Origin of the sequence: Streptomyces sp. NPDC048191 (assembly GCF_040652655.1) — a bacterium.
Classification (GTDB): domain Bacteria; phylum Actinomycetota; class Actinomycetes; order Streptomycetales; family Streptomycetaceae; genus Streptomyces.
In genome coordinates this window covers 76,271-91,358 of the sequence record NZ_JBEZMO010000003.1, presented here as the reverse complement: position 1 = coordinate 91,358, position 15,088 = coordinate 76,271, and the positions used below count along the sequence as shown (strand labels likewise).

The window sequence follows — 15,088 nt, the reverse complement described above, 5'->3', positions numbered from 1 at the left end:
AAGGACCTCCCGCCATCCGTGGTGCGGGAGGTCCTTCGGCGTGTGCGGGGCACCGGCTCGCCGAGGCCGGTGGCCTTCCGGTCAGGTGGCCACGGCGGGTCCCTGGGGCCGGCGCAGACCGTGGTCCCGGGCCCCGCGGTCCGGAACCTTGATGCTGTCGAGCACCTGCCGGTAGTCCCGGTCCACGGCGGCCCGCTTGCCGCCGGTGCCGACGTTCATGACCATGAGGGCCTGCTTGCCGTGGTCGACGAAGCGGATGTGCCCGACCTTGCCGTCCCTGCCGACGAGCTTCGCGTCCAGGTAGTGGTCGCCGTCGGCCGTGGTGCCGGCGTGGAGATCGGTGCTGCGCAGGTGGGCGCCCGGATCGCCGCTGTTGTAGCCGTCCACGGCGCCCTTGAGACCTCCCTTGAGGTCCCACGGCTTGGCCGCGTCCGCGTCGGGGCAGTCGTAGACCGCGAAGCCGATGGCCCCGTACCGGGTCGGCACGAGATAGGCGCGGCTGTTGACCGCGCTGCTGTTCTCCTTCTGGACCTGGGGTTTTCCGGGGAGCTGGACGGTGATGCCGCTCGGGGTGTCGGTGATCTTCTTCCACTGCGCGGCGGCGGTCACGGCGGCGGTGTGCGGAGTCATGGGGGCGGCGAACGCGGCGCCGTGCGACAACACACCTCCCGTGATCACCGTCGTCGACGTGGCGAGCAGGGCGAGGCGCTGGAACCTGGAGAGACGAACCATGGCGATGCACATCCGAGAGGGAGAAGAGGAAGCCGGGTACGTCATCCATTACGGCCCGAGCCCCCCATACCCGTCATGCCCCTTCAAGTCGTGACTTGACCGGCGGCGGGTCGTCGCGCACACTCCGGGACCGCCATCTACGTGGCGTCTGCATCTATTTTGCTCAGTTGTAACTCCTTTGCGGGACTGCGCGGGACAGCGGACGGTGTTTACGTGGTTACCGGCATCCGGGATCTCGTCTTGGAGGTGTGCGCCATGGCCGACGCCGCGTCGCGGCTGAGGAGTCTTGCCGAGCAGCTACTGGGAGCGCCGCTCCCCATCCGCCTGCGGGCCTGGGACGGATCGCAGGCCGGGCCGCCGGGCGCGCCGGCGCTCGTCGTGCGCAACCGCCGCGCCCTGCGCCGCATGCTGTTCAAGCCGGGCGAGCTGGGCCTCGTCCGTGCCTGGGTCGCCGGCGACCTGGACATCGAGGGCGACCTGTACACCGTGCTGGACTCGCTCGCGGGACTGGTGTGGGAGCGCGGGGAGGACGCCCGCGGAATCGTCGAGGCCATGCGCGACCCCGCCGTCCGGGCCGCCGTCCGCGAGCTGCTGAAGCTGGCGGGGCCGCCGATCCCGCCCGCCCCGCCGCGCGAGGAGATGCGCAGACCGCGCCGGCACCTGCACACCCGGCGCACCGACAAGCGGGCCATCAGCCACCACTACGACGTCGGCAACGACTTCTACGAGATCGTCCTCGGGCCGTCCATGGTCTACTCGTGCGCCTACTGGGAGGACGGCGGGACACTGGAGGGCGCCCAGCGGGACAAGCTCGAACTCATCTGCGCCAAGCTCGGTCTGAGGCCGGGTCAGCGGCTGCTGGACGTCGGCTGCGGCTGGGGCTCGATGGCCATCCACGCGGCCCGCGAGCACGGCGTGAGCGTCGTCGGGGTCACGCTGTCGCAGGAGCAGGCGGCGTACGCCCGCAAGCGCGTCGCGGACGAGGGGCTGACCGACCGGGTGGAGATCCGCGTCCAGGACTACCGGGACGTCAGGGACGGCCCCTTCGACGCCGTCTCCTCCATCGGCATGGCCGAGCACGTCGGCGCCGAGCGCTATCTGGAGTACGCCCGCCGGTTGTACGACCTGCTCAAGCCGGGCGGCCGGCTGCTCAACCACCAGATCGGCCGCCGCCCGCAGCGCGACGAATCCACCTACGAGGTGGACGAGTTCATCGACGCGTACGTCTTCCCGGACGGCGAACTCGCGCCCGTGGGCACCACGGTCACCCAGCTGGAACGCGCCGGGTTCGAGGTGCGGGACGTGGAGTCCATCCGCGAGCACTACGCCCGCACCCTGCGCCACTGGGTCGCCAACCTGGAGGCCGACTGGGACCGTGCCGTCCGCCTCACCAGCCCCGGCCGGGCCCGTGTCTGGCGGCTCTACATGGCCGCCTCCGCGCTCGCCTTCGAAGGCAACCGGATCGGCGTCAACCAGGTCCTGGCGATCCGGACCCCCCAGGGGGGCACCTCCGGGCTGCCACTGCGGACCCGCACCTGGAACCCCTGACAGCCGCCACGGCGGAGGGGGCCCCGCTGCCGCGAGGCCCCCTCCTTCCCTTCTCGTGCCGTACCGCTACTCGGCCTTGATCGCCGTCAGCATGTTCAGCCTGGCGGCGCGCCGGGCCGGCCACAGGGCGGCCAGGACCCCGACCATGCCCGCCAGCAGCAGGAAGACCGCCATCCGGCCCCAGGGCAGGACCAGTTCGTACGTCGGCATCTTCGTGCCCAGCAGCTGACCGGCCGCCCAGCCGAAGAACACGCCCAGACCGATGCCGAGCACCCCGCCGAACAGGGAGATCACCAGGGACTCCAGGCGGACCATGCGCTTGACCGCCTTGCGGTCCAGGCCGATCGCGCGGAGCATGCCGATCTCCTGGGCGCGCTCGAAGACCGACATGGCCAGGGTGTTGATGACGCCGAGGACCGCGACGATCACCGCCATGCCGAGCAGGCCGTAGAGCATGTTCAGCATCGTCGTGAAGATCTGCGCGATGCTGTTGGAGATGTCCTGCTTGTCCTGGATCTTGATCGCCGGGTTGGTGCCGAGGACCTTCGTCAGCCCGTCCTTCGTCGCGCTGGAGGGGCCGCCCGCCGTCTTCACCATGACCTGCATGTCGGCCGGGTTCTTCAGGTGCGGGGTGAGGACCGTGTTGTCGAGCATGATCCCGTTGATCATGTCGTTGCCCTCGTAGACACCGGCGACCGTCAGCCGCCGTGCGCTGCCGTCCTCGAAGTGCGCGGTGAAGTGCGAACCGGGCGTCCAGCCGTACTCCTTGGCCCGGTCCTTGTCCACGACGACGTCCGAGCCGCCCACCCTGAAGGTGCCCTCGTCCACCTTCAGGTCCGTCAGCTTCCCGATGGACGAGCCGTTGACGCCGGTCAGGAACTCCGTCTTGCCGTCGATGCGGGACTCGGCGTTGCGCAGCGGGCTGCTGGCGGTGACGCCGTCGGCGGCGGCGAGCTTGTTCGCCACGTCCGGGGAGAGCGGGGAGCGGTTGGCCATCGAGACGACGTAGTCCGCGCGGATCGCCGAGGACGCCATCTTGTCGATCGCCGTCTGCAGGCTGCCCGCCATCACCGTCATGCCGGTGATCAGGGTGAGGCCGATCATCAGCGCGGAGGCGGTGGCCGCCGTACGGCGCGGGTTGCGTACCGAGTTCTGGCGGGCCAGCTTGCCCGAGACGCCGAAGGCACGCAGCACCGGGGCGGCGGCCGCGATCAGCGGCCGGGACAGCAGCGGCGTCAGGATGAACACGCCGATGATCAGCAGGACCGCGCCGATGCCCATCGGGCCCTGGGCGGAGTCGGCGTCCATCGACGTGGCCGCGAGGACCACCGCGACACCGGCCGCCGCGAACAGCGCGCCGAGCGTGTTGCGCAGCACCAGCGACTTGGTCGTCGCCTTGGCGTGCACGCTGCTCATGGCCGCCACCGGCGGGATCTTCGCGGCGCGGCGGCCGGGCAGCCAGGCGGCCAGCATGGTGATGAGGATGCCGACCGCGAGGGCGGCCACCACGGTGCCGGGGCTGATCACCAGCGGCCCGTCCGGCACGCTCGCGCCGAAGGAGCCGAGCAGCGAGCGCAGGCCCGCGCCGATGCCGATGCCGGCGGCGAGCCCCGCCACACCGGCGACCGCGCCGACCGCGAACGCCTCGATCAGCACCGAGCGGGTCACCTGGCGGCGGGAGGCGCCGACCGCGCGCAGCAGGGCCAGTTCGCGGGTGCGCTGGGCGACCAGCATGGTGAAGGTGTTGGCGATGATGAACGTGCCGACGAACAGCGCGATACCGGCGAACACCAGCAGCGCCTGCTTCAGACCGCTCATCGAGTCGGCGATCTGCCTGGCCTGGTCGTCGGCGAGCTGCTTGCCGGTGGTGGTCTCCACCAGGTGCGACGGCAGGGCCTTGTCCAGCTCGGCCTTCAGCGCGGACTGGCTGGTGCCGGCCGCGGCCTTGACGTCGATCTCGTCGTACGCGCCCTTCTTGCCGAACAGCGTCTGTGCGGTCGGCGTGTCGAAGAGCGTGAGGCTGCCGCCCGCGGCGACGTTGCCGTCGTCGGTGGTGAAGACGCCCGCGACGGTCGGGGTGAGGACCGGGCCGTCGACCGAGAGCCGCACGGTGTCGCCGACCTTGTAGCCGGTGCGCTCGGCGGTCCTGGAGTCGATCAGCACCTCGCCCGTGCCGTGCGGGGCGTGGCCGCTGACCAGGGGGTACCGGGCGTCCTCGGTGCCCCAGTAGTTGCCGCCCTCGGACTGCCAGTCGCCGCCGGCCGCCTTGCCGTCCTTGCCGGCGAGTGCGGTGAAGCCGCTGACGACACCGGTCGCGGAGGCGGCGCCCGGCACCTTGGCGGCCTTGTCCAGCGTGGCCCGGGTCAGGTCCGGGGTCCTGCCGACCCGGTCGCCGTCGGACTCCTGGTACTTGGGCCGTACGGCGACGTCGACCTGGTCGAAGCCCTTGGCGGAGCTCTTCTGGTAGGCGTCGGAGATGGTGTTGGTGAAGACGAGCGTCCCGGAGACGAAGGCCACGCCGAGCATGACGGCGAGCACGGTCATCAGCAGCCGGGCCTTGTGCGCGAGGACGTTGCGCAGGGCGGTGCGGAACATCAGGAGGTACGGCCCTTCGCGTCGAACTGCTTCATGAGGTCGAGGACGGAGTCGGCCGTCGGGCCGTACATCTCGTCGACGATCCGGCCGTCCGCGAGGAAGACCACGCGGTCGGCGTACGCGGCGGCCACCGGGTCGTGGGTCACCATGACGACGGTCTGGCCGAGCTCGCGCACGGAGTTGCGCAGGAAGCCGAGGACCTCGGCGCCGGAGCGGGAGTCGAGGTTTCCGGTCGGCTCGTCACCGAAGATGATCTCGGGCTGGGAGGCGAGGGCGCGGGCGACGGCCACGCGCTGCTGCTGGCCGCCGGAGAGCTGAGAGGGCCGGTGGCCGAGCCGCCCGGACAGGCCGACCATCGCGATGACCTGGTCCAGCCAGGCCTTGTCCGGCTTTCGTCCGGCGATGTCCATCGGCAGGGTGATGTTCTCCAGGGCGGTCAGCGTCGGCAGCAGGTTGAAGGCCTGGAAGATGAAGCCGATCTTGTCCCGGCGGAGCTTGGTGAGCTGCTTGTCCTTCAGGGAGCCCAGCTCGGTGTCGCCGATGCGCACGGAACCGGAGGAGAAGGTGTCGAGGCCGGCCACGCAGTGCATCAGCGTGGACTTGCCGGAGCCGGACGGACCCATGATCGCGGTGAACTCGGCCTGCCGGAAGTCGACGGAGACCCGGTCCAGGGCGACCACCCGGGTCTCACCCTGCCCGTAGATCTTCGACAGCTCCGTGGCGCGTGCGGCCACGGCGGTGGTCCGGCCGGCGGTGGGTGTGGTGGTCACGGGAGGGTGCTCCTGTCGGGACGACGTGTTCCAGGGGGACCACACCATGGTCCCGGCGCCGAAGGGCACCTGGAGTCAGCCGCTGTTCCGGTTCCCGGGGGCGACTCGGGTCGGACGGGAGAGCGCCGTGTCATACCTGGGGAGGACGGCGGCCCCTGAGAGGGGCGGTCTCGAACCGTTCTCGAACGGCGTCGAGAACGGGTGGAACACCCTCCTTCGGACGGTGAAATTCCGTCATTCCCCGTACGGGCGTACCCCCCTCACGTCACGCTGTTGGCAAGTGCGGATGGCTTGTTCCGCGGGCTGATGCACCCTCAGACGTCAATAAAATAAGACAACATCGGTCCGCCCTTCCGCTGTTCGGGGGATGCGTCCCGATAGGCTCGAACCTCGAAGCGGAGCCCATGGCCTGCCCGGATGGTGGAATGCAGACACGGCGAGCTTAAACCTCGCTGCCCCTTCGCGGGCGTGCCGGTTCAAGTCCGGCTCCGGGCACTTTCGCACCTGTGGTGCGACGAGCGGGCCACCCCTCTGGGAGCGCTCCCGCGGCTCCCCGCGCATACACCATCTGTCGTCCTTCGGCATGTCCCGGGATTCCGTGTCGTGCCCCCGGAGCGCCGGGCTGTGCCAATGGGAAGCGACGCGCGGGCGGACCGGCCGCCCGGCGGTGCGGAAGGAGGACGGCCATGACCGCCCTGAATCACCTGCGCAGGGCCGCGCTCGTCGTCGTCACGGGCGTCGCGGCCCTGATCGACGCCGGACCGGCCTTCGCGGCGGCCCGTGCGGGTGTGTGGACGCGTGCTTCGGGAGGATCGCGATGACCGTCGTCACCGCGACGGCCGGCGGCCGCTGCACGCTCACTCCGGTACCCGGCCACACCTCCGTCCCCCGCGGCCCGGGAGCCCGGTCTCCGACCGTACGCCGGCCCGTGCCGGCCGCCGAGCGGTCCGGCCGTCGTCACGACTCCCCCTCGTACACCGTCAGTACCGCGCCGTCCACCTCGATGCGCCGGCCCGCCCGGAGGCCGTCGGTGCGCAGGGTGTCCAGGCAGGTGTGGAACAGCTCCAGCTCGTCGGCCTCCAGGATCGCGGCGGCCAGGTCCAGCAGCTCGGTCACCGCGGCCTCGGTGAGCACCTGAGGAAGCTCCCCGGAGAGCAGGACGACCGATTCACCGGCGGGGCCACGGACCACCGCGGTGGTCGGCCCGCCATGCACGAACAACACGTTCCCCCCAAGAGCCCGGGATCGTGCGGCTCTCGCTCCTCGGGCAGGACGAGAGACTAGCGGGGGATGAAGGCCCATTCGGGCGCAGTTGCATGATTTTTCCGGCACGGTCCGCGCGCGGACCGCCGGTTCACTTCTCCGGGGCCGACCGCGCCGAGCGGCCCAGCAGGGACTCGACCAGGGCGGCGACATGGCGGCGGTCCTCGGACGACAGCTGCTGGACGCTGGCGATGAGCAGGTCCACCTCGGGGTCGGTGGTGCGGGCCGCCGCCGTACCGTCGGTGTCCTGGCCGGCCGGGTTGCCGTAGACGTGGATGCCGCAGGCCTCCGCCGCGGCCCGGCGCACCGCGTCGAGCGGCAGCTGAAGGCCCTTGGCCAGGCCCTCCAGTGTGGTGGCCTGGGGCATGCGGACGACCCGGTCGGTGGTCGCCAGATGGTGGACCGTGGAGCGGGGGACGCCGCCGCGCCGTGCCACGTCGCCGTAGGACCAGCCCTTGCCGTCGAGACGTTCACGGATCAACTGCTGCAGTGCGTTGGCCACCGAAGTCCACTTCCTGCTCGCCGCTCGACCGAACCGTCCCTGTCGGCGCCGATTCTACGGTCGGGTATCCGGGCCGCCGAAAGGGTGATTCACCGAACGGGTTGCGAAGGGGGCCCGCGAGGCCCTAGTGTCCAATCTCGTTGGACAGCCCGTCCGACCAAGTTGGACAGAGTCCGGGGGGAACCTGACTCTCTCCGACCGGAACCGCCTGTTTCCCGAGGGGGAATCGACCATGTTGAACGCCCATGAGCTCGACGCCGAGTCCGCGGAGCTGCTGCCGGGCCGCGAGGCCCTCGGCCGGCTGAAGTTCAGCTTCGGCAAGACGGTCACCGTCACCAAGCACGTCGCGAACATCAACGCCCACAACGAGTCGGCCGCCCTGAACGACCACTCCTCGTGGTCGGTCGCCGACTCCGGCGCCTGCCAGTCCATCAGCGTCAGCCAGTAACGCTCGCGCACCACCCGACCGAACACCACGAAAGGACCTTCATCATGAGCATGGACATGCGCGAGCTGGACGGCGAGTCGGCGGAGCTGCTGCCGGGCCGCGAGGCCCTCGGCCGGCTGAAGTTCAGCTTCGGCAAGACGGTCAACGTCACCAAGCACGTCGCGAACATCAACGCGCACAACGAGTCGGCCGCCGTGAACGACCACTCCGCGTGGTCGGACGCCGAGTCCTCGGCCCAGCAGACGATCACCGTCAAGCAGTAACGGCACCGCCGGGACTACGGCCGCGGGGACGGACCGCATGCGTGCGGGGTGGTCCGTCCCCGCGGCCATGGGGGGGGGACACGTGGGGGGAGACCACGGATGACGGTGCTCGACGACGGCACCAGCGCGCTGTACGACACCGGTCCGGTGCCCGGGCCCGGGGGCTGGCCGGTGACGTACGAACAGGTGACGACCGGCAGCCTGCCGGCCGTCGGAACGCCGGTCCGCCCGGCCCCGCGGCTCAGCGCGGGGCTGCGGCTGCACGGTGAGTACCAGGGCTCGGGCTTCACCGAGCCGAAGTACATCGCCCGTCGGGGGGACGGGCAGGTCGTGCAGCTGTCCCGGCTGCTGTACCTGGTGGCGTCGTCCGTGGACGGCATACGCGACGCGGAGACGATCGCCCACCGGGTCAGCGCCCGCTTCGGCCGCGAGGTCAGCGGCGAGAACATCCGCTACCTGCTGGAGAACAAGCTCCAGCCGCTCGGCGTGACCGTGCCCGAGGGCCAGGAGGACGACGAGGTCGACGCCCCGCGCTCCGACCTGCTGCTCGCCCTCAAGGGCCACCGGGTGATCTTCGACGAACGCCGTACCACGCGGATCGCCAAGGCCCTGGCCTGGCTGCACCGCCCGGCCGTGGTCGCCGCCGTGCTGCTCGCGGCCGTCGCCATGGACGTCTGGCTGTTCGGCTTCTTCGGCGCGATCGAGCCGGTGCTGGAGGTCCTGGACCAGCCGGTGCTGATCCTCATCGTCTTCGTCCTCACCGTGGCCTCCCTCGTCTTCCACGAGTTCGGCCACGCCTCCGCCTGCCGGTACGGCGGCGGCCGGCCCGGCTGCATCGGCTGCGGGCTGTTCCTCATCTGGCCGTCGATGTACACCGACGTCACCGACGTCTACCGGATCTCCCGCGCCGGCCGGCTCCGTACGGACCTCGGCGGGGTGTACTTCAACGTCGTCTTCATGCTGGCGATGGCCGGGGCCTACTTCGCCACCGGGGCGCAGTTCTTCCTGGCCGCGGTCTACCTCGGGCACTTCGAGATCCTGGAACAGCTGATGCCGGCCGTCCGCCTGGACGGCTACTACATCCTCGGCGACCTCGCCGGAGTCCCGGATCTCTACGGCAAGATCAAGCCGATCCTGTTCTCGCTGGTGCCGGGCGCGAAGGGCAGGGCGGCGCGCACCGAGGTCGCCGGGCTGAAGAAGTCCGCGCGCACCATCGTGGCCACCTGGGTGCTCACGATGGTCCCGCTGATCGTCGGCGAGATGGGCTACGCGCTGTGGAACCTGCCCCGGATCCTCACCACGATGATCCGCTCGCTGACCGAGCAACTCCTCGGCACGGCGGGGGCGTTCGCGCACGGACAGATCGTCGCCGGGCTCGTCGGGGTGATCGGCAGCGTGATGCTGCTGTGCCCGATGGCCGGCGTCGTCTATCTGTCCGTGAAGATCGGCGGGCGGCTGTTCCGGGCCGCGAAGCGCGTCACCGCCGGACGGCCCCGGCTGCGGCTCGCGCTGTGCGTGCTCGCCGTCGCCGCACTGACCGGGCTCTCCTACGCCTGGGTATCCGGGATGACGCCGAAGCCGCTGCCCAAGCAGCCCCCGATCGCACCGATCCTGCAGCCCGGGGTGTCCACCGAGGAGCCCGCGCCGCGGGACGCCTCGACCCCGGCCCACGGCGGGCACGGGCGGTACGGCACCGGCGGCGGCGCCTCCGTGTCGCCCTCGGCGGTACCGGGGGCCTCCGCGTCGGCGCGGGGGGACGAACCGTCGCCGGGTGAGTCGGCAAGCGCGTCCGCATCCGCGCCCCGGCCGCCCGCGTCGGCTTCCGCACCGGGCGAGCCGACCGGCACCGGGCCCCACCAGTCGCAGTCCTCCACGGGCGGCTCGTCCGCGAACCCGCCCCCGCCCACCAGCCCCGATCCCGGCCCCCCGACCTCCCCGACCCCGTCGGAGAGCGTCCCCGCGTCACCGACCGGCAGTCCGACGTCCCCGCCGCCCGGCGACTCGCCCGCGCCGACGTCGTCCTGACCTTCCGTCGGCTCTCCGGAGCCCACTCCCCGAAGGGAGTCCTCATGACACCACAGGAGACCCCATGAGCAGCCACCGCAAGGCACGCTCCAGCAACCACCCCTTCAGCCGGCACGCCCTGCGCATGGGCCTGTTCGCGGCCGGAGCCGCTGGAGTCGCCGGTGCGGCCGCCGTACCGGCGCAGGCCCTGACCGGGGCGGCCCACGCGGCCTACGCGTCCGACCACGTCTTCAGCCACTCCGACCGGGCCCATCACACCCAGGCCCGGGACTCCTTCACCATCCGCCAGTTCGGCACCGTCAACGCGGCGGGGGTGCGCAACCAGGCCAACGCCGTCTCCGCGGGCTGCTCGGCCGACGATCACTGCCGGTCGGTCGCGCTGTCCTTCCAGATCGTCACGATCGCCGGTGAGCACACGCACCTCAACGCCGTGAACCTCAGCGACGCGGCCAACAAGGAGTGCACCGGCTGCCAGACCCTCGCCGGCGCCTACCAGTTCGTCGTCTCCACGCCGGCGCCGCTCAGCCTCGACGCCGGCGCGCGGCAGCGGCTCGCCGACATCCATCGCCGGCTGGACGCGCTGACCCGCTCCACCCTGCCCGCGGCCGAGCTGAAGACGCGGGTCGACGGCCTGGCGGGGGAGGTCACCGGGGTCCTGCGGGACGCCGTGGCCCACGCCCCGAAGGCCAAGGCGCAGCCCACCGTCACGCTCCACCGCCACCTGGACGGCTGGCCGGGCCACTGACCGCCCCGCCGCCGCGCACAGCCGCCCGCCGGGTTCCGTGAATGCCCCTCACGGACCCGGCGGGCGGCCGCGCCGTGCCCGCCCATTGACATCGGATGCCCCCCGGCCCAGACTCGGCGCGACATCAGTGAAGGAAAGTTCACTGGACGAACGCAGGTGGAGTCGACCCGAAGGGACGAACCGATGCGCACCACCGTCGGGATCATCGGAGCCGGACCGGCCGGACTGCTGCTCGCGCGGCTGCTGCACCGCGCGGGCGTCGACGCGGTCGTGCTGGAGTGCCGTGACCGCGCCTACGTAGAGCATCGGCAGCGGGCCGGGATCCTGGAGCAGGGCACGGTCGACGTGCTGCGCGCCGTCGGCGCCGGGGAGCGGATGGACCGGGAGGGGTTGCGGCACGACGGCGTCGAGCTGCGCTTCGACCGCCGCCGCCACCGCGTCGACTTCCCCGGCCTGACCGGCGGGCGGTCGGTGCTGGTGTACGCCCAGACGGAGGTCTGCAAGGACCTGATCGCCCTTCAGCTCGAGGAGGGCGGACCGCTGCTGTTCGAGGCGGAGGCGCTGGCCGTGGAGGGCGCCGACGGCGACCGGCCGCGCATCCGGTTCCGGCACCAGGGCCGCGAGGACGTGCTGGAGTGCGACTACGCCGTCGGCTGCGACGGCTTCTGGGGCGTGTCCCGGGCGGCCTTCCCGGCCGGACGGTCCCGGGTGTTCGAGCGTACGTACCCCTACGCCTGGCTCGGCATCCTCGCCGACGTCGCACCCTCGCACGACGAACTCGTCTACGCCCGCCACGAGCGCGGCTTCGCCCTTCTCTCGATGCGCTCCCCGTCCGTCTCCCGCCTCTACCTCCAGGTGCCCGCCGACACGGACGCCGACGACTGGCCGGACGACGAGATCTGGTCGGAGCTGGAGCGGCGCTTCGAGACCGGGGACGACTGGCGGCTGGAGCGCGGGCCCATCACCCAGAAGTCGGTCACCCCCATGCGCTCCTTCGTGCACGAGCCGATGCGCCACGGCCGGCTCCTCCTCGCCGGCGACGCCGCCCACATCGTCCCGCCGACCGGCGCCAAGGGGCTGAACCTCGCCGTCGGTGACGTCGTCACCCTCGCCCGCGCCCTCGTCCACGAGCGGGACACCGGCTCCCCGGACCTCCTCGACTCCTACTCCGCGACCTGTCTGCGGCGCGTCTGGCAGGCCGAACGCTTCTCCTACGACATGACGACGATGCTCCATCCGGCCCCCGACGCCACCGCCTTCGACGCCCGCCTCCAGCTGGCGCGGCTGGAAAGGATCGCCTCCTCCCGCGCGGCCGAGACCGACCTGGCCGAGGCGTACACCGGGTTCCCCCTGGGTTAGCGGCACGTCTCGGTGTGGTAGCAGGTTCGTCATGGAAGGCGATCACCCATGGCCGGGAATCACCGGTCCGCGTAGCGTGTTGGGCAGCACGGCAGGGGAAAGATCCTCCTCAGGTATCATGGTGGGTCCTTTGCCAATCCATTACTCTTGAGCCAAGGCTGCGCACGGCAGCCATGGAGGAGTGAAATGAGGAGCAGTAACCCGGTCTTCTCGCGACGGGGGTTCAGCCGCGACAACGGCTACGCCGGCTTCAACACCGCACCGCAGGCCGGGTACGCACAGGGCAACCCCTACGCGCAGAATCCGTACGCGCAGAACCCGTATGCCCAGCAGGGCGTGGGCGCCCCGCCGCAGGCCCCCGCCACCACCGACCGGATGACCATGGACGACGTCGTCGTCCGCTCGGCCATCACGCTCGGCACCGTCGCCGTCGGCGCCGTCCTCGCCTGGGCCCTGCTGCCGGTCTCGACGACCAGCTACGGCCTGGCCGTCGGCTCGGCGCTGATCGCGTTCGTGCTGGCGATGGTCCAGAGCTTCAAGCGGACCCCGTCGCCCGCGCTGATCCTCGGGTACGCCGCCTTCGAGGGCGTCTTCCTGGGTGTCATCAGCGAGATGTACAACAGCCGCTGGAGCGGCGCCCCGTTCCAGGCGGTGCTCGGCACCATGGCGGTCTCGGCGGCGACCCTGCTCGTCTACAAGGCCGGCTGGATCCGCGTCACCGCCCGCTACGCCCGCATCGGCATGGCCATCGCCATGGCGTTCCTGGTGGTCATGGCGGTCAACCTGCTCCTGGTCGTGTTCGGCGTCGCCGAGAACGGCGGGCTGCGCAGCTTCGGTCCGCTCGGCGCCCTCGTCGGCATCATCGCGATCCTGCTCGGCGCGTTCTTCCTGACCCTCGACTTCAAGCAGATCGAGGACGGCATCGCCTACGGCGCCCCGCGCAACGAGTCCTGGCTCGCCGCGTTCGGCCTCACGGTGACCCTGGTCTGGATCTACCTGGAGATGCTGCGACTGGTGGCGATCTTCACCAACAACGACTAGCGCGTCGGCAACACCCGGCGCGTGCGCCGGTCATGAGAAGGGCCCCGGGTTCCGACCCGGGGCCCTTGCGCGTCTAGAGCAGCTTGCGGGCTGCCCTCCTCAGGTCGTACTCATGGACGATCGCCTTCGCGTGGCCGTACGCGAGGTCGTACTCGTGCCGGAGCCAGCTGACCTTCTCCTCGAAGCGGACCAGGGCGGGACCTTCTTCTACGGTGCGCAGCCAGTCGGAGACTTCACGACCGGTGCAGTGGGGAATGCGGGCGAGCAGATTGCGGTGGGTCTCCTCGGAGAAGAGTTGGGACATCGGCGCCTCCGAACGCAAAGGGGATATAAGCCGGTCCTTCACGTCACCGTGCCTGAGCGTTCGCGTATTGGCAACAGTGCGGCACGTTACTCTCGGCGCGTGGTTGATACGACGCCCTTGACCCGAGCAGTGGATCACTTCGCCGACAAGTTGCGCGCGGCGCCGCAGAGCCGGCTGCAGCGGGGGGCAGCCGCGGAGGCGCTGGCGCTGGCCAGGGAGTTGGCCCGGCGGGCCCAGGCCGTGGAGGAGCCGGGGAGCGAGCCCCGGGAGATGCCGGACGCCGGGATGTTCGCCGCGGCCGACCAGATTCTGGTGGCCGCGCACGACCTGGCGCTGGTGTTGCTCAGTGATGAGGAAGTCGCCGAGGCGGTACGGGTGGTGGAGGAGGCGCGGCAGCGGGCGGGGGTGTGAGGCCGGTGCGCGACCGGCACTGTTCCCCGCCCCGTTTCCGGGAAGCCGTCACAGGGACGCGATGACCCGGTCCGCCAGGATGTACACCGTGTCCTCGCCGACGGCGAAGGTGAGGGTGTAGGCGCCGGAGACGCCCGAGCCGCCCAGGAGGTAGGGGGCCTCGCCCGCTTCCACGGCCGCCGCGAGGCGCTCGGCGGTCTCGCGGTGGCCCGGGGTCATGCACAGGGTGGTGCCGTCGGCGAAGACGTAGACGTCGAGGGTGCCGAGCGGGCCCGGGCGGACGTCGGAGAGCTCGACGCGCTCGGTGGCCAGCTCCTCCAGCGTGGTCACCGTGCGCTCGTGGTCGTTCACCGCGGGCGACTGCACCGGGACGAAGTCCGGGTGCGAGGGGTGACGGCGGCGGGCCGCGGCCAGCTCGGGGGACTCCCCGGCGAACTCGTCGGAGTCGGCGGTCGGCTCGGACACCGGCTCCAGGCCGGCGAAGTCGTTCTGCCGGGGCAGGAACAGCTCGGAGTCCGGCAGGCCCAGCAGGGTCGGGGCGTCGGCGGCGTCACGGGCCTCCTGGGCCGCCCAGAAGGCGCGCGCCTCGGCCAGCTCCCGCTCCCGCTCCTCGGCGAGCGCCTCGGCCACGGCGGCGCGTATCTGCTCGGCGTCCGCGTGGCTGCGGGCGTTCGGCAGCAACGCGCGCATGGCGGCTGACTGGTTCTCCGCGAGCCGGCTCTCCAGCTCCGTGAGCTGGCGGCGCAGCTTGAGCACGGTGCGCAGGACGGCGACGCCCACGGCGCCGGTGGCGGCCGTGGTGAGCAGCAGGGCGATCGGCATGGCGCTCACTGACGTACTCCCGGTTCAAAGTCGACCCCCGACTTCCTACATCAGCTTGAAGGGCGGACTAAGCAGCTGTCAGTGCGTAACGTCACGAAACGGACAGGGCTTGGGCCTTGCGGGTTCGTCGCGTACCGCGCTGACCTGCGCTGACCTGCACCGATGTGTCCCAGGGGCGAGATAGGTCACATCCTGGGGGAGATTGGATCACGAAAAGGCCCGGAACCGTGGCGTTTCCTAGGTTCCGGGCCGTTTCCTGA

The 15,088-nt window shown here is 71.1% G+C and carries 16 protein-coding genes and 1 tRNA gene; 10 read left to right on the top strand and 7 right to left on the bottom strand.

From position 1 onward, the window contains the following. Nucleotides 1–81: 81 nt before the first annotated feature. Nucleotides 82–732 carry a hypothetical protein gene (locus tag AB0D93_RS06225; RefSeq protein ID WP_362113807.1) on the bottom strand — a complete coding sequence of 217 codons (651 nt, stop codon included), beginning with the start codon at nt 730–732 and terminating at the stop codon, nt 82–84. A gap of 255 nt (nt 733–987) precedes the next feature. Here AB0D93_RS06225 and AB0D93_RS06220 point away from each other — a divergent pair, with 255 nt between their 5' ends. Then, on the top strand, nt 988–2,280 hold the full coding sequence (locus tag AB0D93_RS06220; RefSeq protein ID WP_362113804.1) for a cyclopropane-fatty-acyl-phospholipid synthase family protein: 1,293 nt from the start codon (nt 988–990) through the stop codon (nt 2,278–2,280). A gap of 66 nt (nt 2,281–2,346) precedes the next feature. Here the strand turns inward: AB0D93_RS06220 and AB0D93_RS06215 are convergent, their stop codons facing one another. Beyond that, a complete protein-coding gene (locus AB0D93_RS06215; protein ID WP_362113801.1) occupies nt 2,347–4,875 on the bottom strand; it encodes an FtsX-like permease family protein in 2,529 nt (842 codons plus the stop codon). Next, on the bottom strand, nt 4,875–5,645 hold the full coding sequence (locus tag AB0D93_RS06210; protein WP_362113798.1) for an ABC transporter ATP-binding protein: 771 nt from the start codon (nt 5,643–5,645) through the stop codon (nt 4,875–4,877). Before AB0D93_RS06210 ends, AB0D93_RS06215 begins: the two co-directional genes overlap by 1 nt. A 411-nt stretch (nt 5,646–6,056) precedes the next feature. On the opposite strand from AB0D93_RS06210, the gene AB0D93_RS06205 reads away from it, so the two are divergent. Together AB0D93_RS06205 and AB0D93_RS06200 are read left to right on the top strand one after the other, a co-directional pair. Next, nucleotides 6,057–6,140: transfer RNA gene (locus tag AB0D93_RS06205), tRNA-Leu, on the top strand. Nucleotides 6,141–6,331: 191 nt separating this feature from the next. Further along, entirely contained in the window at nt 6,332–6,466 is a 135-nt protein-coding gene (locus AB0D93_RS06200) for a hypothetical protein (RefSeq protein ID WP_362113795.1), read from the top strand. Nucleotides 6,467–6,602: 136 nt separating this feature from the next. Here the strand turns inward: AB0D93_RS06200 and AB0D93_RS06195 are convergent, their stop codons facing one another. Both AB0D93_RS06195 and AB0D93_RS06190 read right to left on the bottom strand, forming a co-directional pair. After that, complete coding sequence (locus tag AB0D93_RS06195; RefSeq protein ID WP_362113792.1) at nt 6,603–6,860, bottom strand: hypothetical protein; 258 nt, start codon at nt 6,858–6,860, stop codon at nt 6,603–6,605. Nucleotides 6,861–6,999: 139 nt separating this feature from the next. Beyond that, the gene (locus tag AB0D93_RS06190) at nt 7,000–7,410 is read right to left on the bottom strand and encodes a helix-turn-helix transcriptional regulator (RefSeq protein ID WP_362113789.1); all 411 of its coding nucleotides are present in this window, start codon (nt 7,408–7,410) and stop codon (nt 7,000–7,002) included. Between the two features lie 232 nt (nt 7,411–7,642). On the opposite strand from AB0D93_RS06190, the gene AB0D93_RS06185 reads away from it, so the two are divergent. The 6 genes from AB0D93_RS06185 (at nt 7,643) to AB0D93_RS06160 (ending at nt 13,291) form a co-directional block, all read left to right on the top strand. After that, the gene (locus AB0D93_RS06185; protein WP_362113786.1) at nt 7,643–7,858 is read left to right on the top strand and encodes a hypothetical protein; all 216 of its coding nucleotides are present in this window, start codon (nt 7,643–7,645) and stop codon (nt 7,856–7,858) included. Nucleotides 7,859–7,902: 44 nt separating this feature from the next. Beyond that, nucleotides 7,903–8,121 (top strand): hypothetical protein, encoded by a 219-nt coding sequence (locus AB0D93_RS06180; protein ID WP_351205916.1) that lies wholly within the window; start codon nt 7,903–7,905, stop codon nt 8,119–8,121. A 99-nt stretch (nt 8,122–8,220) separates the two neighbouring features. Then, the gene (locus AB0D93_RS06175; protein ID WP_362113782.1) at nt 8,221–10,146 is read left to right on the top strand and encodes a hypothetical protein; all 1,926 of its coding nucleotides are present in this window, start codon (nt 8,221–8,223) and stop codon (nt 10,144–10,146) included. Between the two features lie 64 nt (nt 10,147–10,210). Next, nucleotides 10,211–10,891, top strand: a complete 681-nt coding sequence (locus AB0D93_RS06170) for a hypothetical protein (protein ID WP_362113779.1) — start codon at nt 10,211–10,213, stop codon at nt 10,889–10,891. Nucleotides 10,892–11,074: 183 nt separating this feature from the next. Then, nucleotides 11,075–12,250 (top strand): 4-hydroxybenzoate 3-monooxygenase, encoded by a 1,176-nt coding sequence (locus AB0D93_RS06165; protein WP_362113777.1) that lies wholly within the window; start codon nt 11,075–11,077, stop codon nt 12,248–12,250. Nucleotides 12,251–12,436: 186 nt separating this feature from the next. Continuing rightward, nucleotides 12,437–13,291 (top strand): Bax inhibitor-1/YccA family protein, encoded by an 855-nt coding sequence (locus tag AB0D93_RS06160; RefSeq protein ID WP_362113774.1) that lies wholly within the window; start codon nt 12,437–12,439, stop codon nt 13,289–13,291. A gap of 73 nt (nt 13,292–13,364) precedes the next feature. Here the strand turns inward: AB0D93_RS06160 and AB0D93_RS06155 are convergent, their stop codons facing one another. After that, nucleotides 13,365–13,595 (bottom strand): DUF4287 domain-containing protein, encoded by a 231-nt coding sequence (locus AB0D93_RS06155; RefSeq protein WP_067045839.1) that lies wholly within the window; start codon nt 13,593–13,595, stop codon nt 13,365–13,367. A 99-nt stretch (nt 13,596–13,694) separates the two neighbouring features. Between AB0D93_RS06155 and AB0D93_RS06150 the strand changes: the two genes are divergently transcribed. Continuing rightward, complete coding sequence (locus AB0D93_RS06150) at nt 13,695–14,006, top strand: hypothetical protein (protein WP_362113769.1); 312 nt, start codon at nt 13,695–13,697, stop codon at nt 14,004–14,006. Between the two features lie 48 nt (nt 14,007–14,054). Here AB0D93_RS06150 and AB0D93_RS06145 read toward each other — a convergent pair whose 3' ends face one another. Beyond that, the gene (locus AB0D93_RS06145; protein ID WP_362113766.1) at nt 14,055–14,837 is read right to left on the bottom strand and encodes a hypothetical protein; all 783 of its coding nucleotides are present in this window, start codon (nt 14,835–14,837) and stop codon (nt 14,055–14,057) included. Nucleotides 14,838–15,088: the final 251 nt, after the last annotated feature.

Bases quoted from the DNA above. Each gene is read 5' to 3' on its own strand.
- AB0D93_RS06165 (WP_362113777.1), top strand. From the start codon at position 11,075: ATGCGCACCACCGTCGGGATCATCGGAGCCGGACCGGCCGGACTGCTG.
- AB0D93_RS06175 (WP_362113782.1), top strand. From the start codon at position 8,221: ATGACGGTGCTCGACGACGGCACCAGCGCGCTGTACGACACCGGTCCG.
- AB0D93_RS06160 (WP_362113774.1), top strand. From the start codon at position 12,437: ATGAGGAGCAGTAACCCGGTCTTCTCGCGACGGGGGTTCAGCCGCGAC.
- AB0D93_RS06170 (WP_362113779.1), top strand. From the start codon at position 10,211: ATGAGCAGCCACCGCAAGGCACGCTCCAGCAACCACCCCTTCAGCCGG.
- AB0D93_RS06185 (WP_362113786.1), top strand. From the start codon at position 7,643: ATGTTGAACGCCCATGAGCTCGACGCCGAGTCCGCGGAGCTGCTGCCG.
- AB0D93_RS06220 (WP_362113804.1), top strand. From the start codon at position 988: ATGGCCGACGCCGCGTCGCGGCTGAGGAGTCTTGCCGAGCAGCTACTG.
- AB0D93_RS06200 (WP_362113795.1), top strand. From the start codon at position 6,332: ATGACCGCCCTGAATCACCTGCGCAGGGCCGCGCTCGTCGTCGTCACG.
- AB0D93_RS06180 (WP_351205916.1), top strand. From the start codon at position 7,903: ATGAGCATGGACATGCGCGAGCTGGACGGCGAGTCGGCGGAGCTGCTG.
- AB0D93_RS06215 (WP_362113801.1), bottom strand. From the start codon at position 4,875: ATGTTCCGCACCGCCCTGCGCAACGTCCTCGCGCACAAGGCCCGGCTG.
- AB0D93_RS06155 (WP_067045839.1), bottom strand. From the start codon at position 13,595: ATGTCCCAACTCTTCTCCGAGGAGACCCACCGCAATCTGCTCGCCCGC.
- AB0D93_RS06225 (WP_362113807.1), bottom strand. From the start codon at position 732: ATGGTTCGTCTCTCCAGGTTCCAGCGCCTCGCCCTGCTCGCCACGTCG.